This window comes from Meiothermus sp. Pnk-1 (genome assembly GCF_003226535.1).
Taxonomy (GTDB): Bacteria; Deinococcota; Deinococci; order Deinococcales; family Thermaceae; genus Allomeiothermus.
Genome location: NZ_QKOB01000005.1, coordinates 149,290 through 174,579, shown reverse-complemented (window position 1 = coordinate 174,579; position 25,290 = coordinate 149,290). Strand labels below are relative to the sequence as shown.

The 25,290-nt window shown below is 64.2% G+C and carries 26 protein-coding genes; 21 read left to right on the top strand and 5 right to left on the bottom strand.

From position 1 onward, the window contains the following. Positions 1-3: 3 nt before the first annotated feature. Positions 4-885 carry a peptide chain release factor N(5)-glutamine methyltransferase gene (gene prmC / locus DNA98_RS09255; RefSeq protein ID WP_110529463.1) on the top strand — a complete coding sequence of 294 codons (882 nt, stop codon included), beginning with the start codon at positions 4-6 and terminating at the stop codon, positions 883-885. A gap of 4 nt (positions 886-889) precedes the next feature. Further along, positions 890-1,666 carry an inositol monophosphatase family protein gene (locus DNA98_RS09250; protein ID WP_110529460.1) on the top strand — a complete coding sequence of 259 codons (777 nt, stop codon included), beginning with the start codon at positions 890-892 and terminating at the stop codon, positions 1,664-1,666. Between the two features lie 58 nt (positions 1,667-1,724). On the opposite strand, the gene DNA98_RS09245 is transcribed toward DNA98_RS09250, so the two are convergent. Then, positions 1,725-3,329 (bottom strand): carboxylesterase/lipase family protein, encoded by a 1,605-nt coding sequence (locus DNA98_RS09245; protein WP_110529457.1) that lies wholly within the window; start codon positions 3,327-3,329, stop codon positions 1,725-1,727. Positions 3,330-3,375: 46 nt separating this feature from the next. Beyond that, on the bottom strand, positions 3,376-4,647 hold the full coding sequence (gene purD / locus DNA98_RS09240; RefSeq protein WP_110529454.1) for a phosphoribosylamine--glycine ligase: 1,272 nt from the start codon (positions 4,645-4,647) through the stop codon (positions 3,376-3,378). A gap of 521 nt (positions 4,648-5,168) precedes the next feature. On the opposite strand from purD, the gene DNA98_RS09235 reads away from it, so the two are divergent. After that, positions 5,169-5,891 carry a hypothetical protein gene (locus DNA98_RS09235; RefSeq protein WP_110529451.1) on the top strand — a complete coding sequence of 241 codons (723 nt, stop codon included), beginning with the start codon at positions 5,169-5,171 and terminating at the stop codon, positions 5,889-5,891. A 5-nt stretch (positions 5,892-5,896) separates the two neighbouring features. Here DNA98_RS09235 and DNA98_RS09230 read toward each other — a convergent pair whose 3' ends face one another. Next, a complete protein-coding gene (locus DNA98_RS09230; RefSeq protein WP_110529448.1) occupies positions 5,897-7,330 on the bottom strand; it encodes an NADP-dependent isocitrate dehydrogenase in 1,434 nt (477 codons plus the stop codon). Positions 7,331-7,498: 168 nt separating this feature from the next. Here DNA98_RS09230 and purE point away from each other — a divergent pair, with 168 nt between their 5' ends. After that, entirely contained in the window at positions 7,499-7,984 is a 486-nt protein-coding gene (purE, locus tag DNA98_RS09225; protein ID WP_370444443.1) for a 5-(carboxyamino)imidazole ribonucleotide mutase, read from the top strand. A gap of 76 nt (positions 7,985-8,060) precedes the next feature. Here purE and DNA98_RS09220 read toward each other — a convergent pair whose 3' ends face one another. Beyond that, positions 8,061-8,363, bottom strand: coding sequence for a transcriptional regulator (locus DNA98_RS09220; RefSeq protein ID WP_110529445.1), 303 nt, complete (start codon positions 8,361-8,363; stop codon positions 8,061-8,063). Between the two features lie 3 nt (positions 8,364-8,366). Further along, on the bottom strand, positions 8,367-9,329 hold the full coding sequence (locus DNA98_RS09215; RefSeq protein WP_110529441.1) for a sodium-dependent bicarbonate transport family permease: 963 nt from the start codon (positions 9,327-9,329) through the stop codon (positions 8,367-8,369). 88 nt (positions 9,330-9,417) lie between these two features. On the opposite strand from DNA98_RS09215, the gene DNA98_RS09210 reads away from it, so the two are divergent. The 17 genes from DNA98_RS09210 to nuoK all read left to right on the top strand — a co-directional run bounded on the left by DNA98_RS09210 (position 9,418) and on the right by nuoK (position 25,242). Next, positions 9,418-10,503: a 5-(carboxyamino)imidazole ribonucleotide synthase gene (locus tag DNA98_RS09210; protein WP_110529438.1), complete on the top strand. Its 1,086-nt coding sequence runs from the start codon at positions 9,418-9,420 to the stop codon at positions 10,501-10,503. Positions 10,504-10,854: 351 nt separating this feature from the next. Then, positions 10,855-12,021: a PLP-dependent aspartate aminotransferase family protein gene (locus DNA98_RS09205; RefSeq protein ID WP_110529435.1), complete on the top strand. Its 1,167-nt coding sequence runs from the start codon at positions 10,855-10,857 to the stop codon at positions 12,019-12,021. Positions 12,022-12,210: 189 nt separating this feature from the next. Then, positions 12,211-12,519, top strand: a complete 309-nt coding sequence (locus DNA98_RS09200) for a zf-TFIIB domain-containing protein (protein WP_110529432.1) — start codon at positions 12,211-12,213, stop codon at positions 12,517-12,519. Between the two features lie 57 nt (positions 12,520-12,576). Further along, complete coding sequence (locus DNA98_RS09195; RefSeq protein WP_129865640.1) at positions 12,577-12,828, top strand: hypothetical protein; 252 nt, start codon at positions 12,577-12,579, stop codon at positions 12,826-12,828. Next, a complete protein-coding gene (locus DNA98_RS09190; RefSeq protein ID WP_129865639.1) occupies positions 12,825-13,946 on the top strand; it encodes a LysM peptidoglycan-binding domain-containing protein in 1,122 nt (373 codons plus the stop codon). Before DNA98_RS09195 ends, DNA98_RS09190 begins: the two co-directional genes overlap by 4 nt. A gap of 82 nt (positions 13,947-14,028) precedes the next feature. Continuing rightward, positions 14,029-15,180: a phenylacetate--CoA ligase family protein gene (locus tag DNA98_RS09185; RefSeq protein WP_110529423.1), complete on the top strand. Its 1,152-nt coding sequence runs from the start codon at positions 14,029-14,031 to the stop codon at positions 15,178-15,180. 276 nt (positions 15,181-15,456) lie between these two features. Continuing rightward, positions 15,457-15,816 carry an NADH-quinone oxidoreductase subunit A gene (locus tag DNA98_RS09180; protein ID WP_110529420.1) on the top strand — a complete coding sequence of 120 codons (360 nt, stop codon included), beginning with the start codon at positions 15,457-15,459 and terminating at the stop codon, positions 15,814-15,816. Between the two features lie 51 nt (positions 15,817-15,867). Then, complete coding sequence (locus tag DNA98_RS09175) at positions 15,868-16,407, top strand: NADH-quinone oxidoreductase subunit B family protein (RefSeq protein ID WP_110529416.1); 540 nt, start codon at positions 15,868-15,870, stop codon at positions 16,405-16,407. Beyond that, entirely contained in the window at positions 16,408-17,034 is a 627-nt protein-coding gene (locus DNA98_RS09170) for an NADH-quinone oxidoreductase subunit C (protein WP_110529413.1), read from the top strand. After that, complete coding sequence (nuoD, locus tag DNA98_RS09165) at positions 17,031-18,257, top strand: NADH dehydrogenase (quinone) subunit D (protein ID WP_110529410.1); 1,227 nt, start codon at positions 17,031-17,033, stop codon at positions 18,255-18,257. The genes DNA98_RS09170 and nuoD overlap by 4 nt, the downstream gene beginning before the upstream one ends. Before the next feature lie 53 nt (positions 18,258-18,310). Continuing rightward, the gene (gene nuoE, locus DNA98_RS09160; protein ID WP_110529407.1) at positions 18,311-18,868 is read left to right on the top strand and encodes an NADH-quinone oxidoreductase subunit NuoE; all 558 of its coding nucleotides are present in this window, start codon (positions 18,311-18,313) and stop codon (positions 18,866-18,868) included. Then, a complete protein-coding gene (gene nuoF / locus DNA98_RS09155; RefSeq protein WP_110529405.1) occupies positions 18,865-20,190 on the top strand; it encodes an NADH-quinone oxidoreductase subunit NuoF in 1,326 nt (441 codons plus the stop codon). The genes nuoE and nuoF overlap by 4 nt, the downstream gene beginning before the upstream one ends. 4 nt (positions 20,191-20,194) lie before the next feature. Then, positions 20,195-22,579, top strand: coding sequence for a molybdopterin-dependent oxidoreductase (locus DNA98_RS09150; protein WP_110529402.1), 2,385 nt, complete (start codon positions 20,195-20,197; stop codon positions 22,577-22,579). Then, positions 22,576-23,811, top strand: coding sequence for an NADH-quinone oxidoreductase subunit NuoH (nuoH, locus tag DNA98_RS09145; protein WP_110529399.1), 1,236 nt, complete (start codon positions 22,576-22,578; stop codon positions 23,809-23,811). The genes DNA98_RS09150 and nuoH overlap by 4 nt, the downstream gene beginning before the upstream one ends. Beyond that, positions 23,808-24,395 carry an NADH-quinone oxidoreductase subunit NuoI gene (gene nuoI / locus DNA98_RS09140; RefSeq protein WP_110529396.1) on the top strand — a complete coding sequence of 196 codons (588 nt, stop codon included), beginning with the start codon at positions 23,808-23,810 and terminating at the stop codon, positions 24,393-24,395. The genes nuoH and nuoI overlap by 4 nt, the downstream gene beginning before the upstream one ends. Next, positions 24,395-24,952, top strand: coding sequence for an NADH-quinone oxidoreductase subunit J (locus DNA98_RS09135; protein ID WP_110529393.1), 558 nt, complete (start codon positions 24,395-24,397; stop codon positions 24,950-24,952). The genes nuoI and DNA98_RS09135 overlap by 1 nt, the downstream gene beginning before the upstream one ends. Continuing rightward, positions 24,949-25,242: an NADH-quinone oxidoreductase subunit NuoK gene (nuoK, locus tag DNA98_RS09130; RefSeq protein ID WP_110529390.1), complete on the top strand. Its 294-nt coding sequence runs from the start codon at positions 24,949-24,951 to the stop codon at positions 25,240-25,242. Before DNA98_RS09135 ends, nuoK begins: the two co-directional genes overlap by 4 nt. Positions 25,243-25,290: the final 48 nt, after the last annotated feature.

The window sequence follows — 25,290 nt, the reverse complement described above, 5'->3', positions numbered from 1 at the left end:
GCGGTGACCCGGCTCGAGCTGCTACGACGATTCGAAGGTCGTTTTCGCGAAGCCGGGCTTCCTTCCCAAGAGGCCCGCTGGCTTTTGGCCCATGCCCTGGGGCTGAAAGACGACGAGCTACTTCACAAGCTGCACGAAAACGTTCCCGCGGAGATCGCCGAGCAGATGGAAGCGTGGCTCCAGCGACGCCGCCAGGGTTACCCGCTCCAGCTTATCCTGGGCTACAGCCTGTTTTACGTGCCAGGCCTGGAGGGCGGTGAGGGCCTGAGGCTCGAGGTCCGGCCCGGGGTGCTGATTCCCCGGCCCGAGACCGAGGGATTGGTGGAGCTCACCTTTGGATTGCTTCCCCGCGACCGCTCCTTCTCTGGCCGCCTGCTCGATGTGGGAACCGGCAGCGGAGCCATTGCTTTAGCTCTCAAGCGGCAGTTCCCTCAAGCCGAGGTCTGGGCCACCGACACCGACCCGGCTGCGGTAGAGCTGGCCCGTAAAAACGCTCAGCGTAGCGGGCTCGAGGTCAAGGTGTTGTTCGCCCCCTATACCGCCCACCTCCAAGCGCTCGACCTCGTCGTCTCGAATCCGCCCTATCTCCCCGAGGTCTACCGCGAGCAGGCTCCCCCCGAACTCGCCTACGAAAGTCCCCAAGCGCTGTACTCTGGCCCGGAGGGGTTGGACATGCCGCGGGAGCTGTTATGCCATGCCTGGAGGGCGCTCAAGCCAGGCGGGGGGTTGGCGCTCGAGCTGGCCGAAAGCAACGTGCACACCCTGGCCGAAGAGGCCCGGCGGGCCGGTTGGGAGGCGGTGCAGGTGCATCACGACCTAGCCGGGCAGCCCCGCTACCTGAGCGCGCGCAGACCCCATAGCCGGGGGTACGGGATGTTAGGCTAGGCCCATGAACTGGAGAAGCTATCTGGAAACCGCCCTCGACGCTGCGTATCTGGCCCGCGGCATTCACCTCTACTACCGCGAAAAGGGCTTTGCCCTGGAGAGCAAAACCGGCCCCACCGACTTGGTCACCCAAGCCGACCGGGAAAGCGAAGAAGCCATCCGGAGCTTATTGCTCGAGCGCTTCCCCCGTCATGTGGTGCTGGGGGAGGAGGGTGGCCAGGAAGGTCACAGCGAGTTTCGCTGGATCGTGGACCCGCTCGATGGCACAGTCAACTATGCCCACGGCTTCCCCTTCTACGCGGTGAGCATCGCCCTTGAGGTGGCGGGAGAGGTCGTGGTAGGGGTGGTGCTGGACACCGCAAGAGGGGAGCTCTTTACCGCTACTAAAGGAGGGGGGGCATTTCAAAACGGGCGTCCCATCCGGGTCTCGAACACCGCCACTCTGATCGGCAGTTTGCTGGCGACCGGTTTCCCTTACGATGTGGCCAAGGATACCGAGAACCTGACCTACTTCCAGCGGGCGCTCGCCAAGGGCCTCACCGTGCGCCGTCCTGGAGCCGCCGCGCTGGATTTGGCCTACGTAGCAGCAGGGCGGCTGGAGGGGTTCTGGGAGGTCAAGCTCAACCCCTGGGACGTGGCCGCGGGCTGGCTCCTCATCACCGAAGCCGGGGGGAGCGTAAGCGGCCTCCAGGGCGAGCCTTACCGGCTAGGAAACCGCTACTTGGTAGCCAGCAACGGGAAGATTCATGATCAGCTCCTCGACACGCTCCACGGGCGATGAGCCGCTCGCTGCCCTGTGACGGTTCTAGGCGCAGCTTATGGAAGATCGCTCCAACCGATCAGTGGAGGCGCTGGTAGCCGATCTCGTCCAAGAAGGCACAGTTGGGGTTTTGTGGCTGGAAGATTTGGGTAGGGATGTCAAAACGCAGGTAGGTTCGGTTCGAGCTGGTATAGGCAGGCCAAGCGAGCCCCGTCGTCCCGGTGAGGGGCTGCCCCTTCACGAACTGACCGATGTACTCGGATGTCTCGCGGGCTAGGGCTTGGTCGTCGGGGTTGCGGTTGCCCATCCGGTCGAGAGTACCGAACAAAAAGGGGAGGCCATCGGAGTGACAAGCTTTCCCCTGGCACCGTGCTATGTTGGGCCAGAGGCTCACCGCGGGGGCGTGGGCGAAGCGGTAAGTGTGGACCGGAGCTTTGGCTAGACGGGCTAAGAGATCATTGGGACAGTAAAACAAGTAGTCGTTGACGAAGGCTTCAAGCGGCTCGCGGTAATCGCGAAGTAACTTTGGGGCGTATCGATCCGCGATGGCTGGCCCTGCATCCCCCATTAGTACATTGAACAAAGCTGTATAGACGATCAGGTTCACCGGGCCAGACGAGATCCCCGCGACGAACACGATGGATTCGTCGGTGTTGGTACCTATCAGGCTAGGCTTGCCCAAGCCGCCTCGCTGCGCCGACGCCAGGGGCTGCTCCCGAATCACCATCCCGTCCACCACCGGTGACCAGGTCAGAAAGTTAGCCAGCCCTTCCGACAGCACCGAGAGTGCCAGCAGACGGCTTTCTTCGCCTTTCAGGATGGCTTCTACCGGACGCTCTCGCAAGCACTGCACCGGATCACGGGCCAAGCGACAACCTGTAGCGTTCAAGTAGGCAAGCCCAATCCGCCGAGCTTGGCCTAAATCTTTATAGGGCAGTCCCAGCGGGTTGCTTTGCATTACCGCCTGCTGGAAGAGGGGCTGGCTTGCTGGAGCCGATAACAAATGCAAGGCCACCGACGCGGCCCCAGCGCTCTCCCCCATCAGGGTTACCCGATTGGGATCACCGCCAAACGCCCGGATATTCTGGTTGACCCAGCGCAGTGCGAGTTGCTGGTCCAAAAAACCATAGTTACCGCGCAAATCTCCAACACCGGCCAAAAATCCCAAGGCTCCGGTGCGGTAGTTGAAGCTCACCACCACCATCCCGTGCCGGGCGGCCAGGTAAGCCCCATCGTAGATCGGCTCGGCGCTGGCCCCGAACTTGAACGCGCCACCATAGATATACACAAGCACCGGCAAGCCCCCGCCCTGCGGAGAAAGCTGAGGCGTCCAGACGTTGAGCGACAGGCAGTCCTCACTTTGGGGCGGAAGTTTGGAGGTATCGTAGTTTTGCGGGCAGACGTCGCCGAATTGGATGGTGCGCAATCGCCCCGCCCATGGCGCTTTGGGCACCGGAGGCATCCAGCGCCTGGGACCCGCAGTGCTTTCGGCGTAGGGGATGCCGAGGAAGGCCATGAGGGTCTTACCCTCGGCCTCTAACGTTTTGCCACAGACCTCACCTGACTGCGTACTGACCGGTCCAGCTTGACAAGGTTCGTCTTGAGCCAACCCCTGGGACAGGATCAGGAAAACTAGGGAAAGGGCGGCTTGCGGGAGGCGGGCGATAAACTCAGCGGCAGACATCACCGCAGCCTAACAAACTAAGGAACTGGCTGCGTCTGCTTGCTTACTATTCTGAGAGGAAAGTTCTGCTCACCACTTTGCGCCCAATATCCCGCCGGTACTGGGCTTGGGGGAAGTCCACCGCCTCCACCCCGGCATAGGCCCGCTCGAGCGCCTCGGGCAAATCCACCCCCAGGCCAACCACGCTGAGCACCCGCCCTCCGTTGGTCACCAGGCCGCCTGAGGTTTGCTTGGTTCCGGCCTGGAAGTACACAACCCCCTCGGGGGGGTGCTCTGGCAGCTTTAAGGGCAGCCCCTTTTTGGGAGCGTCCGGGTAGCCGGGGGCGGCCATGACCACACAGGCCGAGGCCTGGGGGTGCCATTCCAGCTCGAGCCCGCTCAGCCGCTCCTCTACCACCGCCAGGCTCAGTTCGATCAAATCGGTCTTGAGCAACGGTAGCAAGGCTTGGGCCTCGGGGTCGCCGAAGCGGGCATTGAACTCGAGCACCTTGGGGCCATCTCGGGTGAGCATGATCCCGGCATAAACTACCCCCTTGTACACCACCCCCTCGCTGCGCATCCCGGCGATAAGGGGCTCGAGCACCCGGCGTTGCACCTCCGCCAGCAGCGCCTCGTCCAAGGGGTAAGGGGCCACCGCACCCATCCCTCCGGTCATGGGGCCTTCGTCGTTATCCTTGAGGCGTTTGTGGTCCTGCGAAGGGATCAGGGGCTTGATGGTGATGCCATCGGTAACGGCCAAAACCGTCACCTCGGGACCTTCGAAGAACTCCTCGATCACCACCTCTCCGCTGCGGGCTTCGTCGGCAGGACCCAGAATGTTGGCCACCGCCTGTTTGGCCTGGTGGACAGTTTGCGCCACCGTCACCCCCTTCCCTGCGGCGAGCCCTGAGTCTTTGACCACGATGGGGGCCCCTACCTGCTCGAGGTACTCCAACGCCTCGAGGGCGTCGTGGAAGACCCGGTAACGAGCGGTAGGGATACCGTAACGCTCCATCACGCTCTTGGCGAAAGCCTTGGAGCCTTCGATCATAGCGGCCTTGGCCCGGGGACCGAAAACCCGGATGCCGCGCTCTTCGAGGACATCCGCCAAACCTTCCACCAAAGGAGCCTCCGGGCCAACCAGCACCAGATCGATACGGTTGGCTTGGGCCCAGTCGGCCAACTCGGGGATCTCTCCGTTCCAGGGCACGAGTTCAGCCAGCTCGGCCATCCCAGGGTTACCGGGAGCGGCGTAGAGCCGGTGCACGCGGGGCGATTGCTTGGCTTTCCAACAGAGGGCGTGTTCCCTCCCTCCCGAACCCACTACTAGGACTTTCACGCCGGTATTGTATGTCACCGAGTAAGGAGTTTGTCATGAGCGGGAGCGGAGGTCGTACGCTGTACGCAAAACGCAAGACGCAGAGTACCCCCTCCCCTAGCAGGGGAGGGCTGGGGTGGGGTTGGTATGTTGGTATACGTCCTACGTCGTACGTCGTACGCAATACGCCAGACGCTAAACGCGGGGGTAGATTCCCTGTCGGGACGAGCAAAGCTCGTACACCCGGGGGACGATCCCCTTCGTTCGACGTATGGCGTACGACGCCTGACGTGCGGCCAGCACAGATCAAGCTGCCGGACCACTAGATAGCGACCCAAGAAAATGCTAGCCTGGTTTTGGTTGGGGAGTAGCCCCTCGTAGCCAACCGTCAGTACGGAGTCCGTGGTTTTGCCCGTAGGGCAAACACCGCCTTGGGCTCCCGGTTGGCTGAGGCTAAGAAAGCCTGGGTCAGACCACCACGACGCAAAGTTGCCGTGGTGGATTTTTTATTGTTGTCAAAACCCTAACCCTCAGGAGGTGGCATGGATATCGGTCAGGTGCTAATCGTCATCGGGATCATCGTGGTGCTCGAGGCTATCCTCTCGGCGGATAACGCCATGGTCTTAGGAGTGATGGTGCGTAAGCTGCCGCAACCCTGGCGGGCTCGAGCCCTCTTTTACGGAATCGCCGGGGCCTACGTGTTGCGCGGGCTGGCGTTGGTCTTCGCCGCGGTCCTGATCGAGTTCTGGTGGGTACAGGCTATAGGGGCGGCGTACTTGCTCTACGTAGCGATCCAGCATTTCGCGGGGCGGAAGAAAAAGCTCGCCGGCGAGAGCGCCGCGGGAGTGCTCAAGAACGTCACCCCACGGCAGTTCTGGAGCATCGTGGCCCAGATCGAGTTGGCCGACCTGGCTTTTGCGGTGGACTCGGTGCTGGTGGCGGTGGCCCTCTCGGATAACTTCTGGATCATCCTCACCGGGGTCTTTATCGGCATTCTGGCCCTGCGGCTGGTAGCTGGGGTGTTCGTGGGGCTCTTGGAGAGATACCCCCGCTTTGAGACGGTAGCCTTCGCGGTGGTCGGCTTCGCCGGGGTCAAGTTGGCCATCGGCGGGTGGGACAAGCTGGCCAAGGAAGTTCTGAGCCGCCCCGAGTGGGTCACGGGCATTGACAAGACCCAGTTCTCGCTGTTCATCCTGGGGGTGCTGGTTGTAGGAACGATCTGGGCTATGAGCCAGCGGCCTAGGACCCCGACCGCTGGCGGCTAGAGCCACTACTGTCCTTGACCGAGCGAGTATCCCGGTTTCCCGTCGAAGGTGTACAGGTGCTCGGTCTTGATAAAGTCCAGGCCCGCCTCCGCGAGTCGGCCCAACAAGGCCACCACATCGGAGTTTCTTAGGGCTTGGCCCATAAAACGGCAGCGCCAGTGATCGGTACGGAAGGTCTCGGGGAATCCGCCGGGCCAGACCTTGACCCCTCGGTTAGTGATCATGATCAGCTCGAGGTTTCCCGCGTGCGGTTGAAGCAACCCGGCCAGTTCCTCTGGGTCTTGCCCGCGCCATGCGAGAAAGACATCTACCCCCACCAGTTCCTTCTGGGCCGGGGGCTTGCGCACCGGGCGGGGAATCATGGGCTCTTGCGTGGCCTTGCCAAAACGCACCGGACGCAAGCGCTCCGGCTCCTGCCCCAGCCGTTCGATCACCGCTTGGGCGAACTCCTGGGTTCCCACCTTTTTCTTGCTTACGCGCTCGTCGTAGATGTCGGGGGTGTGGAGGCCGTCCTCGAGGGTTTTGAGCCAGGCGTTCTTGATCCGCGCCGCCACCTCCGGCTGGCCGATATGCACCAGCATCAGGATGGCTCCTTGCAACAGCCCCGAGGGGTTGGCCACGCCTTTGCCGGCGATGTCGGGGGCGCTGCCGTGCACGGCCTCGAACATCGCCACCTGGTCACCCACGTTGGCGCTGCCCGCCAGCCCTACCGAACCGGCCACCTCGGCGGCGATGTCGGAGAGGATGTCGCCGTAGAGGTTGGGGGCCAAGATCACGTCGAAGCGCTCGGGCGTCTCGGCCAGCCGGGCCGCGCCGATGTCCACGATCATGTGCTCTTTCTGCAGCTCTGGGTATTCCTCTCCGATTTCGTCGAAGACCCGATGGAACAGCCCATCCGTGAGCTTCATGATGTTGTCCTTGGTGATGCAAGTGACCTTCCTGCGCCCGCCCCGCCGGGCGAACTCGAAGGCGTAGCGCACGATCCGCTCGGTGCCGGGACGGGAGATGAGCTTCAGGCACTGCACCACCTCGTCGGTCTGCTGGTGCTCGATGCCCGCGTAGAGGTCTTCCTCGTTCTCGCGTACGATCACCAGGTCGATGGACTTGTGCTTGCTGGCCACGAAGGGCTCGTACGATTGCACCGGACGCACGTTGGCGTACAGGCCCAGCGTCTTGCGCACGGTGACGTTGAGGCTCTTGTACCCCCCACCCTGCGGGGTGGTGATGGGGGCCTTGAGAAAGACCTTGGTGCGGCGCAGGCTCTCCCAGGCCGAGTCCTCGATGCCCGAGGTATGCCCGCGTAAGTACACGCTCTCGCCGATCTCGATGACTTCGGGGGCAATCTGGGCTCCGGCGGCGTCCAAAATCTCCAGCACCGCCTCCATGATTTCCGGGCCGATCCCGTCTCCGTAGGCAACCGTAATGGGGGTTTTGCTCATGCCAGATCTCCTTTTGGCTGGCGACAACCTATCGCCACCTGCCAATGCTAGGGAATACTGCATAAACAGAATCCCTTTCTGCTTACCGATAAGAGCTGGTATACTCGCATACAATTTGGCCCAAATTAGCCCGCCGTGGGTTATAAAGAGGCCGTGAGCGAGAGCGCCTTGCCCAAGGTTGGGGTTATCATGGGTTCCAAATCGGATTGGGAGACGATGCGCCACACCGCTCTTACCTTGGAGCAGCTAGGCATCCCTTACGAGGTACGAGTGGTTTCGGCCCACCGCACCCCGGATCTGCTCTTTGAGTACGCGGCGAGCGCAAAAGGGCGGGGGCTCGAGGTTATCATCGCCGGGGCGGGGGGTGCAGCGCACCTCCCCGGCATGACCGCTGCCAAAACCCCCCTGCCGGTGCTGGGGGTCCCGGTGGAGTCCCATAGCCTGAAGGGGTTGGACTCCCTGCTTTCGATCGTGCAGATGCCCGCTGGCATTCCGGTGGCGACTTTGGCCATCGGGCGGGCCGGAGCGGTAAACGCAGCCTTGCTGGCCGCGAGCATCCTGGCCAACAAGTACCCGGAGGTGGCGGCTAGCCTCGAGGCCTACCGCCAGCAGCAGACCCAAAGCGTCTTGGCCCAGCCCGACCCCCGCGGCTAGCGTTCTGGTAACCCGGTGGGCCTGATCCACCGCGTTGTGGTAAAGCCCAATGCCCCAAAATCAAGTCGCCAGCGCACTAGACGTACTTATATCCCCGCACTACCTCTACGTTCTCCACAAAAGCGATCACCGCGTAGTAGGGAAAATAACTCTCCTGTAGCACACCCAGGATGCGTTCGGCCACCTCCTCGCTCACGATGACCTCGAGGCGGATATTTTTCCCCTCCCAGTCCATGGTGCGCAGCCCCCTCGAGCCCTCTCCCCGGGCCTCGGTGAGGGTGTAGCCCTTGGCCCCCTGGTGCCGAACTTCCTCGATCAGGCGCTTCTCCAATAACGCCTCCGCCACGATAGTGACCAACTTCAAGCGCACTAGCTCCACGCCTCACCCCCAAAGCCGCAGCGCTATGGCGTAGTACAGCGGTATTCCCAGCACCAGATTAAAGGGAAAGGTGACCCCCAAAGCCGCCGCCAGGTACAAAGAAGGGTTAGCCTGAGGCAAAGCCAGGCGCACCGCAGCCGGGGCCGCGATATACGAAGCACTAGCGGCCATGGTGGCGAGTACCACCGCACCCCCTAAGGAAAGCCCGGCCCACTTAGCCAAGACCAACCCCACGTTCCCGTGCAGTACAGGAACCGCCATGCCGAAGACGACCAAGCGCACCCCCAGGCGCCTTAAGTCGGCCAAGCGCCGGGCCGCCACCATCCCCAGCTCGAGCAAAAACAGCGTGAGGGCCCCCTGGAAAGGGGCGACGAAAAAGGCCTCTACCTTCTTCATACCCTCCTCGCCAGAGAGCAGCCCCACCAACAACCCCCCCACCATGAGGAACACGCTCTTTCCGGTCAAGACTTCCTGAATCGCTTCTCCCAAACGGCCCCCGCTGCTAAAGCGGCGGGCCAGGAGGATACCGATGATCACCCCCGGCACTTCCAGCAAAGCCACCAGAGTGGGCATGAACCCCTCTGCCCGATGCCCGGAAGCCTGGACGAATGAGAGGGCGGCCAAAAACGTCACCGCCGAGACCGAGCCGTAGTGGGCAGCCAGGGCCGCTGCGTTCGTCCCATCCAGCCTCAGGAAGCGCCGCGCCGTTAAGTAGGCCACCGTCGGGGTGAGCAAGCCCAGGAGCAAGGTGGCTAAAGCGGGCAGCGCGATCGCTCGAGCCGGCGTGTGGGATAGCTCTACCCCACCCTTGAAACCGATGGCGAACAGCAAGTACAGCGAGAGCGCGGTATAAAGCCCCTCGGGAAAGGTAAGGTCGCTCCCCAGCCCCACCGCCAGCACCCCCAGGAAAAAAGCGAGCACCATGGGAGACAACAGGTTGAGCCGCAGCAGCTCGAGCACGTCCATGCCCTTGGTCTTAGCACGAACCGAGGGTTTGGTACAATCGCATACGATCGCAAAACCCAGCCCTGCCCCTCTGATAAGGTAGTGAGGTATGTGGATTGGTGTATTGGGCGGGGGCCAGCTGGGGCGGATGCTGGCCCTGGCCGGCTATCCGTTGGGGCTGCGCTTCCGCTTTTTCGATCCGGCGGCAGAGGCCCCCGCTGGGCACCTGGCGGAGCTCGTGGTGGGGGCTTACGACGATGAGGCGGCACTCTTGCGCTTTGCCCAAGGGCTCGACCTCATCACCTATGAGTTCGAGAACGTGCCGGTTCAGGCCGCCCGGCTTTTACAGCGCCTGGCCCCGGTGTACCCGCCCCCCCAAGCCCTGGAGGCCGCCCAGGACCGGGTGGTCGAGAAGACCTTCTTCCGCGGCCTTTCCATCCCGACCCCGCCCTTTTACCCGGTGCTCAGCAAGAACGACCTCTTGGAAGGCTTAGAGCAGGTCGGTTACCCGGCCCTCCTCAAGACCCGCACCCTCGGTTACGACGGCAAGGGGCAAGCGAAGATCGAGACCGCCGCCGACGCCGATAAAGCCTGGGAGGAGCTGGGGGGGGTGCCGTTGGTGCTCGAGGCTTTCGTCGCTTTCGAGCGCGAGGTCTCGATCCTGGCGGTGCGGGGCCGAAGCGGGGAGATGGTCTTCTACCCGCTGGTGGAAAACCTGCACCGGCAGGGCATCCTGCGGCGCAGCCTAGCCCCCGCCCCGCGCCTTACCCAAACCCTGCAAGCCCAGGCCGAGGAGTACGCCCGGCGGGTGCTATTGCAGCTCGAGTACGTGGGGGTCTTGGCCATCGAGTTCTTTCAGGTGGAAGAGCAACTATTGGCCAACGAGATGGCCCCTCGGGTGCACAACTCCGGCCACTGGAGCATCGAAGGGGCCGAGACCAGCCAGTTCGAGAACCACCTGCGGGCGGTGTGCGGGCTGCCCTTGGGCTCGACGGCCCCGCGCGAGTACAGCGCCATGCTCAACCTCATCGGCAAGCTCCCCCGGCCCCAAGAGGTGCTGGCCGTGCCGGGGGCGCACCTCCACCTCTACGGCAAGGAGCCCCGGCTGGGGCGCAAGCTGGGGCACGTGACGTTGCGGGCGGAGAGCCGAGAGGAGCTCGAGGAGCGGCTCGAGGCGTTATCGGGCATCCTCTAGAACCTTACGACCGAGCGGGCCTGCGCGGGCGGCTGGACCTGGACCCCCACGGACATCACCCCCGGGGTACATCCGGGCGCTCCGGGGTTGGGCTAGGGCGAGAACAGCATCCCCGGAGGGCCATACTTCCGGCGCGACCTGAGCATACGGTGCTGCCCTTACGTCGTACGTAACACGCGGCGAATTGGGGCGTTCCGCGGAGTGCATAAAGCGGGGGGCGGATTTCCAGGGGCGAAGGCTCGATGCCTTGCGCCCCCACCCTTCAAGCCGGGACATCAGGGCCTTCGATTGGCCTCTGGCGTTCCATGCCGACGGTTTGACATTTGGTGCATGGCGTTCGAGAATCCTTGCATGGATGACCTCGCTACCCTTGCCGTCCACGCTGCGAAGGCCGAACCACCCCTAAACGAGCCGGTCTCCCCGCCCATCTACCAATCGGCCTCCTGGACGTTTCGCGACCTGGACGAGGTGGACGCCGTCTACGAAGGGCACCGGGCAGGCACCATCTACGGGCGCAACGGTACCCCCAACCACCGCGCCCTCGAGGCCCTTTTCGCCGCCTTGCACCGGGCCGAATCCGCCATCGCCTGCGCCAGCGGAATGAGCGCCTTGAGCGCAACCTTCCTGGGGCTTTTGGGCTCCGGCGATAAAGTGGTGGCCTCGCAAGACCTCTACGGTTCGACCCTGAACGTGCTGCGTGACCTGGGGCGCTTCGGGGTGCGAACCGCGACGGTGGACCTGGGCGACGTAGCCGGGATGGAACGGGAGCTACAAGGGGCCAAGCTGCTGGTGCTCGAGACCGCCTCCAACCCTCGGCTGCGCGTCCCCGACCTGCCCAAACTCTCCGCCCTGGCCCACCAGGCGGGGGCGGTGGTGGTGGTGGACAACACCTTCGCCTCGCCCTACCACTGCCGTCCGCTCGAGCACGGCGTAGACTTGGTGATGGAAAGCCTGACCAAGTTCATCAACGGCCACTCCGACGCGATGCTGGGGGCGGTGGCGGGGAAGAAAGAGCTGGTCGAGAAAATCCGCACGGTGGCGGTGCGGATGGGCCTGGTCTCCAACCCCTACGAGTGCTGGCTGGCCGTGCGGGGGAGCGAGACCCTAGCGGTACGGATGGAGCGAGCCTCGAAAAATGCCCTCGAGCTGGCCCAATTCCTCGAAGACCACCCCAAGGTGCGCCGGGTGCACTACCCCGGCCTTCCCTCGCACCCCGACCACGCTACGGCCCGAACGGTGCTGCATCGCGGCTTTGGGGCGATGCTCTCCTTCGAACTCGAGCCTTCCCGCCAGGCGGTAAATGCCCTGCTGCACCACCTTCAATACATCCGGCTGGCCCTCTCTCTGGGCGGGGCCAACACCACCCTCTCCCACCCCGCCACCAGTTCGCACCGCTTCCTACCGCCCCAGGAGCGCGAAGCCTTGGGCCTGCACGAGGGCTTCTTGCGGATGTCGGTGGGAATCGAACACCTCGAGGACCTGCGGGCCGACCTAACGCAGGCCCTTGCGGCCGTGTAGTCCACAAGATTTCTGCGCCTTGGGAAAAATTTTTAGCGCTCTGGTAACACCACAGACCCGAAGACGCCCCATCGCGTCTCGCGTACGAGGCGATCAGAGCCCAATGCTCCCGAAATTACCCGCGCCCGAGTGGACGTTTCATGTCAACTGGATCAGATTCGGGCATCCTAGAGGAGGAGGTATCCCTATATGCCCCTGTTGACTTGTCCGAATGACAACACGCCCATGCAAGTGGTCCGGCGCGGCGGGGTCGAGCTGGACATCTGCCCCACCTGCCGCGGGGTCTGGCTGGACCGGGGAGAGCTGGAGAAGCTGTTGGGCCAGGTGCGCACTGCGGAGCGGGAGTACGAGGAGGAGCTGGCGGGCTACCGGCCACCCTCCTCGCCGCCCTACCCCAAGCCGCGCAACCCCTACGACACCGATCACGGCTACGACGAGTATGTCAAGCGAAAGAAAAAAGGCAAGCTGAGCCAGCTGCTGGATATCTTTGACTTTTAGACCCTCGACCCGCGCCCCTGGGGAGCAGTAGAGTAGGGCTCGAGCACGGAGGTGAGGGTGGGCTTCGATCTGGAGCTGGTCGTCGGATTGGCGCTGGGGTTTTTACTGGGCTGGCTGGTGGAATGGCTTATCGACCGCGTCTACTGGCGGCGAGGGGATGAGCGGGCCAACCGCCAGCTCGTGCTGCTGGAAGCGGAAGTGGGCCGCCTGCAAGCCGAGCTTGACGCCATGCGGCTCAAGCTGCGCGAGCTGTCCAAGCGTCAAACCCGGCTCGAGGCCGAGCCCCCGCGGCCCAGGGAGGGGGCGTGATCCGAGGCCGTAGCCCCGCTGAGGTGCGGGCCTATGACCTATTCAAGTTCACCGTGGCGCTGTTCCTCGCCCTGGGCGTGAGTGGGTTGTGGTTTATCCGTCAGGGCGAGCAGCCTCGACCGCCTAGCCTGGTGGGCAGCCGGAGCGAGGCAGTGGCCGGGGTTCCCTTCGTGCTCACCGGCTTGGCCGATCCAAACAGCCGGGTCCAGATTCTAGTGGAGGGGCAGCCGGTGGGCAGTGCCGAGGTCTCGGCGGCGGGGGGATGGAGCTTCCCTCTCACCTTGAACGAACCCGGCTCGAAGCGGATCGTCGTGCAGGCCCTGAAGCCGGACGGGAGCGCGGGCATGGCTTCGGAGGCGCTCCCGCTCGAGGTCAAAGCCCCCCCGCTCCCGCCGCAGATCACCTCTCCTCAGGCCGGGAGCCTCGTCCAACCGGGAGCGCTAGCCCTGGAAGGCCGTGGAACCCCTGGCGACGAGCTAGAGGTCTTCGCCGGCGAACAAAACCTAGGCCGAACTACCATCGATGCGGAAGGGCGCTGGCGGTTCACGGTCACCGCTAAAACCGGAACCGCCCGCTACGAAGTGCGCCGGGTGGGAGAGCCGACCGGCCCCTCGGTGAGCGTGCAGGTCGCGGAACAGCCGGTGGAAAGGCCGCTGGTGAATAACTCCATACCCCCCAAGCCTCGAGCCCTGTGTACCGGCCCCTTCGCCGTCACCGCCCCACAGGACGGGGCGACCGTTCCACGGAACTTCCGCCTCACCGGTACCGGCGGCCCCGAGGGCAGCGAGTATACCGTCTACATCAACGGGCGGCCCCGCTGGTTTGTGAGGGTCAATAACCGCTGCGCTTGGGGGATGACCTCAGATCCTGGGGTGGGCACTTTCCGCTACGAGTTCAGGAAGCGGGGCAATCCTTCCGGGCCGGTGCTGGCCAGCCTCACCCTCACCGTGCCGGGGGCGGCCCAGCCCATCCGCCAGACCTACGTGGTACAGGAGAACGACGCCCTCGAGCGGATCGCCCGCCGCTATGGGATAAGCCCCAACGATCTCCTAGCCGCCAACCCGCAAATCAAAGACCCCGACCAAATCTTTCCGGGCACTCGGCTGGTAATCCCCTGAGGCAATTGGGTCTACGGTTCCGCTTCGGGCGAGGGTGGCCCCCCGCAGGCTACGATATACTTTGTCCAAACAAGGAGGCTCCATGGACCGTACCGCCCGGCTGCGTCAGGTGCTCGAGCACGCCCGTAACCACCCGGTTTACGCCCGGAAGCTCGAGGGCATAGACCTGGAGACGATCACCCCCGAGACCATCGCCCGGCTCCCCCTAACCACCCGCGAGGAATGGATCGCCCACCTCGGGGCCAACCCCCAGCCCCCGACGGGCACCGCCCTGGTACACCTTACCCCCAGCCCCGCCCTGGGCTGGATGCCGGAGTACCTCTCCCAAGACGATCTAGAATACCAATCCCAAGCCTTGGCCGCGCACTTTGGGCGGCTGGGGGTGGCCGGGAAGCGGGTGCTGGTGGCTTTCAGCTACCATGTCTTCGCCGGGGGCTGGCTCTTCCACGAGGCCTTGCAGCGCGCCGGGGCGGTGGTGTTCCCTCACGGCCCCGGCGAGGCCGAGCGCATCGCCCAGCTCACACAGAGGTACGGCTTCGACGTCCTGGTCTGCAACCCCTCCTTCGCGCTGAAGATCGCCCAGGCCGGGGGCCGCTTCGAGCTGCTGCTGGCTGGGGGTGAACCCTTTACCAGCGTACCCGGCTACCGCGAGAGGCTCGAGCAGGCCATCGGCGGGGTCGCCTTGGATGCCTACGGAACGAGCGAGCTCGGCATCGTGGCCGGGGAGGATCGGCACAAAAACGGCCTGCTCGAGGTCCAGGAGATGGCGATCCTGGAAGTGCTCGACCCCGAAACCCTCGAGCCCACCCCCGACGGCGAGAAGGGCGAACTGGTGGTGACCGCCCTCTCCCGCACCCTGATGCCCATGCTCCGCTTTCGCACCGGCGATCTGGCCGTCGCGGTGCGCGAAAATGGCCGGGTGCGCCTCCCTCGGGGCGTGTTCGGGCGCACCGACTTGATGGTGAAGGTCAAGGGGGTCAAGCTCTACCCCACCGAGCTCGCGCCGATCCTCGGGGCGTTCGGAATCGACCCCCGCGGCGGCGCGCAGCTGGTGGTGGAGAGCAAGGAGGGCGGCACTGACAAGCTTGTCCTCCGGCTCAAGGCCGAGGCGGTCCCCCCAGGGCTGGGCGAGGCCCTCCAGCGGGCTACCGGGATCAAGCTGGACGAGATCGTGGCCGACCCGAGCCTGGAGGGCCCCCCTCTGATAGACCGGCGCTTCGGTAAACACCTCTAGGGCGCTGGTGACTCGATTTCCCGCGCAGATATCTTAGTACGCCAAACGCGGTGGATCATCCTCTGGCGAAGAGGGCACAAATCTTGTGCCCAAAGCGCTAGGGCCGATTCCCAAGCCAAAACTCAGACCGCATTCCAGCCCACTCCCCCTGATGGTGAGAGGGTTGTAAGATGTATCGGACAGTATCCACCTTCGTGCAATATCTCACACGTAATTATGTGAAGTCTGGCACGAAGGGTAAAGCCCAAGCAGGAGCTGCCTAAAGGAGGAACGGTCTTGGCGCCCATCTCGGAATACATCAATGTGCTGGTCTATCTGGCAGTAGCGCTGGCGATCGGGGTGCTGGCGGTGGGGGTGGGGGCCCTCCTGGGCCCTAAGCGCCCTAGCCGGGCCAAGCTAATGGCCTACGAGTCGGGCAACGACCCCGCCGGAGAGGTCAAGCGCTTCCCGATCCATTTTTACGCGGTGGCCATGCTCTTCATCATCTTTGATGTGGAAGTGGCCTTCTTGTGGCCCTACGCCCTGAGCGCGGGCGGCTTGGGCCTCACCGGCTTCTATGTGCTTTTGATCTTCACGGTGTTGCTCTTGGTGGGCTTCCTCTACGAGTGGTTCAAGGGAGTGACGAAATGGCACTAGCCACAGACCTAAGCCGTACGCCGTACATCCGGCGTTCCCGGAGGGAACTAAATGCCTTCACTGCTTGACCTCTTCCAAAAAGACGTGCAAGAGCTCGAGAACGAGGGGGTGCTTTTCACCACCCTCGAGAAACTAGTCGCCTGGGGCCGTTCCAACTCGCTGTGGCCCGCCACCTTCGGGCTGGCCTGCTGCGCCATCGAGATGATGGCCTCCACCGACGCCAGAAACGACCTGGCCCGCTTCGGCTCGGAGGTGTTCCGGGCCAGCCCCCGCCAAGCCGACGTGATGATCGTGGCCGGGCGCTTGAGCAAGAAAATGGCCCCGGTGATGCGCCGGGTCTATGACCAGATGCCCGACCCCAAGTGGGTCATCAGCATGGGGGCTTGTGCTTCCTCGGGGGGGATGTTCAACAACTACGCCATCGTGCAAAACGTGGACAGCGTGGTACCGGTGGATGTCTATGTCCCCGGCTGTCCGCCCCGCCCGGAAGCGCTCATCTACGCGGTGATGCAGCTTCAGAAGAAGGTCCAGGGCAAAGCCCGCGACGACCAAGGGCGCAAGCTTCCCCCAGTAGAAGCCTGGAGGCGATAGATGACCCGGCTCGAGCAAGTACTTCAGCTGGCCTCGGCTAAAGGCTGGAAGACCCAGAGCCAACACGGCAACACCTGGGTGGTGCTTTCCCGGGAGGAGTTTAAGGCGCAGATGCGGGCTTTCCAGGAGATGGGCTTCAACTACCTGGCCGACATCGTGGGGATCGACTATCTCAACTACCCCGAAGCCAAGCCCGAGCGCTTCTCGGTGGTCTACGAGCTGGTCTCCCTGCCCGGCTACAAGGACGGAGACGGCAGCCGGATGTTTGTGCGGGTGTATCTCCCGGAGAGAGATCCGGTGATTCCCACCGTGGTGGATCTGTGGCTTTCCGCCGACTACCTCGAGCGCGAGGTCTACGACCTCTTCGGTATCCGGTTTGAGGGCCACCCGGACCTGCGCAAGATCCTCACCCCCGAGGACCTCGAGGGCCACCCCTTGCGCAAGGACTACCCGCTGGGCGAGACCCCGACCCTCTTTAAAGAAGGCCGTTTCATCGATCCGGCGGCTTTTCGGGCCGGCCTCACCGGAAAGGACAGCGGCATGACGGGCTGGCGCGGGGGCACCCGGCGGGGTTACCAGGAGGTCTACCGGGAGATCGCCCAGGTCAGCAAAAAGGAGGGCCAATGAGACCAATCAGCGCGCCCACAGAGCCCCCCGAGCTGCCCACCGAGCTGCGCAGCGAGGTCATGACCCTCAACGTGGGGCCGCAGCACCCCTCCACCCACGGGGTGTTGCGGGTGGTGGTGACGCTCTCGGGGGAGGAGGTGCTCGAGCTGGTGCCGCACATCGGCTATCTGCACACCGGCTTCGAGAAGAACATGGAGAACCGCACCTACCTGCAAAACATCACCTACACCCCCCGGATGGATTACCTGCACTCCTTCGCCCACGACCTGGCCTACGCCCTGGCGGTGGAGAAGCTGGTCGGGGCCGAAGTCCCCCTCCGCGCCCAAACCATCCGCGTTTTGCTCAACGAACTCTCCCGCATCGCTTCCCACCTGGTGTTCCTGGGCACGGGCCTGCTGGACTTCGGCGCCCTCACCCCTTTCTTCTACGCCTTCCGCGAGCGCGAGGCGGTGCTCGACCTCTTTGAGTGGGTCACGGGCCAGCGCTTCCACCACAACTACATCCGCATCGGCGGGCTCAAGGAGGATCTGCCTCCAGAGTTTTTGGGCGAGGTCAGGAAGTTTCTCCAGACCATGCCCCACCGCATCGACGAGTACGAGGGGCTCTTCCGAGAAAGCCCCATCTTCTACGAGCGGGCCAAGGGCGTCGCGGTGATCCCCCCCGAAGACGCCATCAACCTGGGGCTCACCGGCGGCAACCTGCGGGCCAGCGGGGTGAACTACGATGTGCGCAAGGCCTATCCCTATGCGGGCTACGAAACCTATAGCTTTGACGTGCCGCTGGGGGAAAACGGGGATATCTTCGACCGTATGATCGTGCGCATCCAGGAGATGCGCGAGTCGGTGAAGATCATCCGCCAAGCCGTGGAGCGGCTGGAGGGGATGGGCGCAGGCCCCATCCGCGACCCCAACCCCCAGATCTCGCTGCCCCCCAGGAGGCTGCTCGAGACCAGCATGGAAGCGGTCATTTACCATTTCAAGCTGGTCACCGAGGGCTTCCACCCCGCCCTGGGCGAGGTGTACGTGCCGACCGAAAGCGCCCGGGGCGAGCTGGGTTACTACATCATCTCCGACGGCGGCTCAATGCCCTACCGGGTCAAGGTGCGGGCCCCCAGCTTCGTCAACCTGCGGGCGCTGCCCTACGCCTGCAAAGGCATCCAGGTGCCGGACATGGTAGCGGTGATCGCCTCTTTGGATCCCGTGATGGGGGATGTGGACCGGTGAGCCGTACGTCTTACGCGTTCAACGCCTGGCGTAATACGTAAAACGGAGGAAGAATGGGATTCTTCGACGATAAACAAGAATGGCTGGCCGAGGTCTTCAGCCAGTACCCCCCCGAAGGGCGGCGGGCAGCATTGATGCCCTTGCTGCGCCGGGTGCAGCAGGAGGAGGGTTGGATCAGCCCCGAACGGCAGGAGGAGATCGCCCGAATCGTGGGCACCACCGCCACCGAGGTAGCCGGGGTGATGAGCTTTTACACCTACTTTCAAAGCCTCCCTACCGGCAAACACCACCTCCAAGTCTGCGCTACTTTATCCTGCGCCATCGGCGGGGCCGACGAGCTGTGGGACGAGTTGGTGCAGACCCTGGGCATTCTGCCGGGCGAGGTAACCCCGGATGGCCTTTTCTCGATCCAAAAAGTGGAATGTCTAGGAAGCTGCCACACTGCTCCGGTGGTGCAGATCAACGATGAGCCCTACGTGGAGTGCGTGACCAAGGCCCGCCTCCACGCCCTGCTACAGGGCCTGCGCGAGGGCAAACGCCTCGAGGAAATCGAGCTGCCGGGCAAGGTGGGACACGTGGTGCACAATGCAGGAGAGGAGGTGGTGGCGTGAGCCTTCCTTCCGGCCCTATCGTCTCCGGGCGCGACCCCCGCTTTGAGAAGACCCTTTACAAGCACGTAGGGGTGGAGGGCAGCTGGACCTTGGACTATTACCTCTCCCACGGCGGCTATGGCGCGGCCAAGAAAGCCCTCGCCATGACCCCGGAGCAGGTGGTGGAGGAGGTCAAGCGATCCGGGCTGCGCGGGCGCGGCGGGGCGGGGTTCCCCACCGGGCTCAAGTGGAGCTTCATGCCCAAGCCCTCGGGGAAACAACACTACATCGTCTGCAACGCCGACGAGAGCGAACCGGGAAGCTTCAAGGACCGCTACCTCATGGAAGATGACCCGCACCAGCTCATCGAGGGCATGATCATCGCCGGGTACGCCATCCACGCCACCAAGGGCTACATCTACATCCGGGGTGAATACCGGCGGGCCTACGACCGCCTGAAGGGGGCCATCCAAGAAGCCTACGCCAAAGGCTATCTGGGCCAAAACCTCTTCGGCAGCGGCTTTAGCTTTGACCTCTACCTGCACCGGGGGGCCGGGGCGTACATCTGTGGCGAGGAGACCGCGCTGATGAACTCGCTCGAGGGCCTGCGCGCCAACCCCCGCCTCAAGCCGCCTTTTCCCGCCCAGGCGGGTTTGTGGGGCAAGCCTACCACCATCAACAACGTCGAGTCACTGTGCTCGGTGGTGCACATCATCGACCGTGGGGCCGACTGGTTCGCCAGCATGGGCACCGAGAAGTCCAAAGGGCACAAGCTCTACCAGGTCTCGGGGCCGTTCCGACGCCCCGGCGTGTACGAGCTACCCATGGGGGCAACCTTCCGCGAGCTGCTCATGGACTGGGCCGGGGGGCCTACCGAGCCCATCCAGGCCATCATCCCCGGCGGCTCCTCCTGCCCTCCGCTGCCCTGGAACGACGAGATCCTCGACACCCCCATGGACTATGAGTCCCTCGCCGCCAAAGGGTCGCTGCTGGGCACCGGCGGAGTCATCGGCATCCCGGCCAGCATGAGCATGGTGGATGCGATGTGGAACGTGACCCGCTTCTATGGCCACGAGTCCTGCGGCAAATGCACCCCCTGCCGTGAAGGGGTCTCGGGCTGGATGGTGGGCCTTTTTGCAAAGATCGGGACCGGACGGGGCGAGAAAGGCGACGTGGAGCTATTGGAAAACCTTCTCGATCAGATCGAAGGGCGCAGCTTCTGCGCTTTGGCCGACGCCGCCTGCTGGCCGGTGCGCGGCAGCCTCAAGCACTTCCGCCACCAGTACGTGGACTTGGTGGAAAACGGCAAAGCCGTCGAACGCGCTACGCCCCGGTGGAGGTAAACGCATGCCAACGGTGACGATTAACGGCAAGGTCGTGGAGGTTCCCGCGGGCACCAGCGTGATGGACGCGGTCTTCCATGCCGGGGACGACGTACCGCTGTTCTGCTCCGAGCGCTACCTATCGCCAGTGGGGGCGTGTCGGATGTGTCTGGTCAAGGTGGGCAACCCGCGCAAGGGGCCGGACGGGAACTGGATTCTGGACGAAAGCGGTGCGCCCAAGATCTTCTGGATGCCCAAGCTACAAGCTTCGTGCGTGACGATGGTGAGCGAGGGAATGGTGGTAGACACCCTCTCCGACGAGGTCAAGCACGCCCAGTCGGGAATGGTGGAACTCACCCTGGCCAACCACCCGCTGGATTGCCCCACCTGCGACAAGGGCGGGGCCTGTGAGCTGCAAGACCGCAGCTACGAGTACGGGCTGTACGAGAAGTTCTACCAGCCTAACCCCACCGAGCTGCCCCTCTACACCCGCTTCGAGCTCACCCGCCGCCACGAGGATAAACACCATCCGCTCTCGGAGTTCATCGTGCTGGACCGCGAGCGCTGCATCCACTGCAAGCGCTGCGTGCGCTACTTCGAGGAGATCCCCGGCGATGAGGTGCTGGACTTTATCGAGCGCGGGGTCCATACCTTCATCGGCAGCGATGAAGGGGGGCTTCCCTCGAACTTCACCGGCAACATCACCGACATCTGCCCGGTAGGGGCGCTGCTGGACCTCACCGCTCGCTTCCGCGCCCGCAACTGGGAGTACGACACCACCGAGACCACCAGCATGGACGACGCGGCGGGGGCAGGCATCTTGGTGGACACCCGCAGCGGCAAGCTCGAGCGCATCCGCGCCGCCCTTCGCCCCCAGACCAGTGAGATCTGGATCTCCGACGCAGCCCGCTTCGGGCACGAATGGGTGAACCAGGAACGGGTCCTGCGGCCTTTGGTCCGCCGGGGCGGCAAGCTGGTGGAGGCCAGCTGGGAAGAGGCCGCCGCCGCGATCAAAGCTGGCCTAAACGGGGTACCGGGGGCTGAGATCGGGATCTATCTAGAGGGCATGGCTACCCTCGAGGAGGGCTTGGCCGCGGCGCTTCTGGCCGATACCTGGGGCAGCCCCCACCGGGACTTCGCGGGCCGGACCGCGGCGCTGGCCTCCGGCTTTGTGCCCGCCACCTTCCAGGATCTGAACGAGGCCCAGTTCACCCTGATCCTGGGCGACCCCAGCGAGGAAGCCCCCACCCTGCACCCGCGCCTCTCGGAGTACAGCCGGGGCCTCAAACCCCCCGCCCCGCTCCAACACGGCATTCCCTTTGCCGACCTCAGCATCAAGGAGCGGATGGAGCGGGACAAGCGGAAACTAGCCCACTTCAACACCTACCCGGCGCAGCTGTTCAAGTGGGCCGGGGCCTCGGGCGTGTACGCGCCAGGGCAGGAGGCCGCCGTGCTAGCCGCTCTGCTGGGCCAGGGCGAGGCCCCCCAAGGGCTGGCGGATGCGATCGCCTGGGCCAAAAGCCGCTGGAGCGAGGCCGAGCGGGTGGTGCTCATCCTGGGCGCGGACGTGCTGAACAACCCCGAGGCCGCGGCCAAAGCCAAAACCTTAGCCGAAGGGAAAGGGGCCAAGGTCATGGCCATGACCCCGGCGGCCAACGCCCGCGGCCTCGAGGCCGTAGGCCTCTTCCCCGGCAAGGGAGGGCTGGGCTGGACCCAAGGGGGGCTGAAAGCCGCCTACTTCGGCTACCTCCCTACCGAGGAACAGCTCAAAGCGACCGGCTTCCGCATCCTGCACCTCACCCACCTCTCCCCCCTGGCCGCCCGCTACGCCGATGTGGTGCTGCCGGGCCAAACCTTCTACGAAAAGCGCGGCACCACTGTGAACCTCGAGGGCCGCGTGCTCGAGCTCTACCCCGCCGGGATCAACAACGGCGAGGCCGACGGTGCCGTCGCGGCTTTGGCCTTGCTCGCCGAGGCCACAGGGGTCAAACCCCCGGTGCGTCTTTTGCGCCAGGCCGCCAAGCTGCTCGAGGAGAAGTACAAGCTCCCCAAGCCCTTTAGCCTATGGCGGCCCAAGGTCGCCCAGCCGACCTTCGAGGCCCGACAGGCGGCGCCGGGGGGGACAACGGTTTACCTGCGCCCCAGCATGTGGCGGCGCGAGCAGCGGGTGGCCGAGGTAGCCCGGGCCGTCCGGCTCTACCTCGAGGCCCATCCCGAGACCGCCCGGGCCGAAGGGCTCATGGAAGGAGCCACGGTGGAGCTCGAGGCCCCCGGTGGTCCCCTCTCGGCCACGGTCAGGCTTGACGACCGCCTGCCCAAGGGCTTCCTGTTCGCTCCGGCGCTGGGGCCGTGGGTGGGGCGGCGGGTGGCGGCCCGGGTGCTGGTCCCGGCAGGAGGTGAGACGCGATGAGGCCGAAGGCGAAACGCAAAACGCTGCCCACTGCGGGTGTTTCGCGCAGGAGGTCTGGCCGACGCGCAGCAGGATTCGTACTGCTGGCCAGCCCGGCTTTTGCGCAGAACCCCGCCAACCTCTATCCCCAAGACCCCCTATGGCTGGTGGCCGTCAAGGCCTTTTTGGTAGTGTTTGCACTGCTCACCGCTTTTGCTTACATGACCCTCGTCGAGCGCCGCCTCTTGGCCCGCTTCCAGGTGCGGCTGGGGCCGAACCGGGTGGGTCCGTGGGGGCTGTTACAGCCCCTGGCCGATGCCATCAAGTCCATCCTCAAAGAGGACATCGTCCCCGCCCGCGCCGACCGGTTGGTGTTCGTGCTGGCCCCGATCATCTCCATCACCTTCGCTTTGGTGGGCTTCGGGCTGATCCCCTTTGGACCGCCGGGGTCTTTCTTCGGCGGTCAGCCCTGGGTGATCAACCTCGACGCGGGAATTCTCTACCTCTTCGCGGTGAGCGAGATGGCCGTCTACGGTATCTTCCTGGCCGGATGGGCCAGCAACTCCAAGTACAGCCTGCTGGGCTCGCTGCGTTCCTCCGCCGCGCTCATCAGCTACGAGTTGGCCCTGGGCACCAGCCTTTTGGCCCCGGTGTTGGTGGTAGGGAGCCTGAACCTCCGGCAAATCGTGGATTGGCAGGACGCCCACGGCTGGCTCATCCTCTTCGCTCCCATCGCCTTCGGCGTCTATGCCATCACCTCGCTGGCCGAGGCCGCCCGTACCCCCTTCGACCTCCCCGAGGCTGAGCAGGAGCTGGTAGGCGGCTACAACACCGAGTACGCCTCGATCAAATGGGCCCTGTTCCAGATGGCCGAGTACGTCCACCTCATCACCGCCTCGGCCCTCATCCCCACCATCTTCCTGGGGGGCTGGCGGATGCCCGCGCCCATCCCCGACATCCCCTACCTATGGATGTTCCTCAAGGTCGCCCTTTTCCTCTTCCTCTTCATCTGGATCCGCGCCACCTGGTTCCGCCTACGCTACGACCAGCTGATGCGCTTCGGCTGGGGGGTACTCCTGCCGGTCGCCCTGGGGTGGTTTTTGGTGAGCGCCCTGGTCAAAGCGCTAGGGGCCAGCCCCACCGTCCTGATCTGGCTCTCGCTGGCAGGGATCGCGGCCATCGTGGCGGCTATAACAATTCGGGGCATCCAAGTCCGCAACGCCACCCCTAGAGCAAAAGGAGTGAGAGCATGAGCAGTGTGGCTGCACTGGCCCAGAGCCTAGGGATCACCCTCAAGGCCTTGTTTTCCAAACCGGTGACCATTCCCTACCCCGACGCCCCGGTGCCGCTCAAACCCCGCTGGCACGGGCGCCACGTGCTGACCCGGCATCCCAACGGGCTCGAGAAGTGCATCGGCTGTAGCCTGTGCGCGGCGATCTGCCCGGCGTACGCCATCTACGTCGAGCCCGCCGAGAACGACCCGGAGCACCCCACCAGCGCGGGCGAGCGCTACGCCAAGGTCTACGAGATCAACATGCTGCGCTGCATCTTCTGCGGGCTGTGCGAGGAGGCCTGCCCTACCGGGGCGGTGGTGCTGGGCTACGACTTCGAGATGGCCGACTACCGCTACTCCGACCTGATCTACAGCAAGGAGGACATGCTGGTGGAGGTGCAAGGTACCAAGCCCCAGCGCCGCGAAGCCGCCTACACCGGCAAACCCATCAAGAAGGGCTACACCGTGCCCTACGTGCGGGCCGAGTTGGAAGGATTCAAGGCCCCGCTACGCCAGGTCAAGCGGAAAGAAACCGGCCAGAATGAACCGCTAGGGGGGCACTGATGGGCTTTTGGGAGATTGTAGCCGCCGTGCTGCTCCTCGCCAGCGCCCTGCTGGTGGTGACGGTGCGCAACGCGGTGCACGCCGCCTTGGCGCTGATCGCTAACTTTTTGGTGTTGGCTGGTATCTATATCTCGCTGGACGCCCGCTTTTTGGGTTTGGTGCAGATCATCGTCTACGCCGGGGCCATCGTAGTGCTGTTCCTCTTCGTGATCATGTTGCTCTCGGCGGCCCAGGCCGAGGTGGGCATCAACCCGCTCTCGAGGCTCACCCCTGTGGCCGCCTTAGGGGCCCTTGCTTTGGCCGTCGTGCTGATGCTCGCCAGCCGCGATGTCCCGGTGCCACCGCAGGTCGGCAACCTGAACGGCGGGCTACCCCAAGCTATCGGGCCGGTGCTCTATGGCCCCTGGCGCTACGCGCTCTTGGCGGTGGGTTTCTTGCTGCTGGTGGCAACCGTCGCTGCGGTGGCGTTGGTCCAGCCGGATAAACCGCTGGATGCCCTCACCGACGAGGAAAAAATCCGGCGTACCCCGGCTTCGAAAGAGGAGGTGCGCCGATGAACCTCTGGCTGGCCACTTCTGCCATCTTGTTCGCCATCGGGGTGTTTGGTGCACTCACCCGCCGTACAGCCATCCTGGTCTTTCTCTCGGTGGAGCTGATGCTGAACTCGGCCAATCTGGCCCTTGTCGCATTGGCCAAAATGTACGGCTCTCTCGATGCCCAGACCGTAGCCCTCTTTGTAATCGCCATCGCCGCCGCCGAGGTTGCGGTAGGGTTGGGGCTCATCGTAGCTATCTTCCGCCGCCGGGAAAGCACCGGGGTGGATGAACTCAGGGAGCTAAAGGGATGATCCGACGAGTTGATGGTTTATCAAGCTGCGCCAACCGCAAGGGGCAAC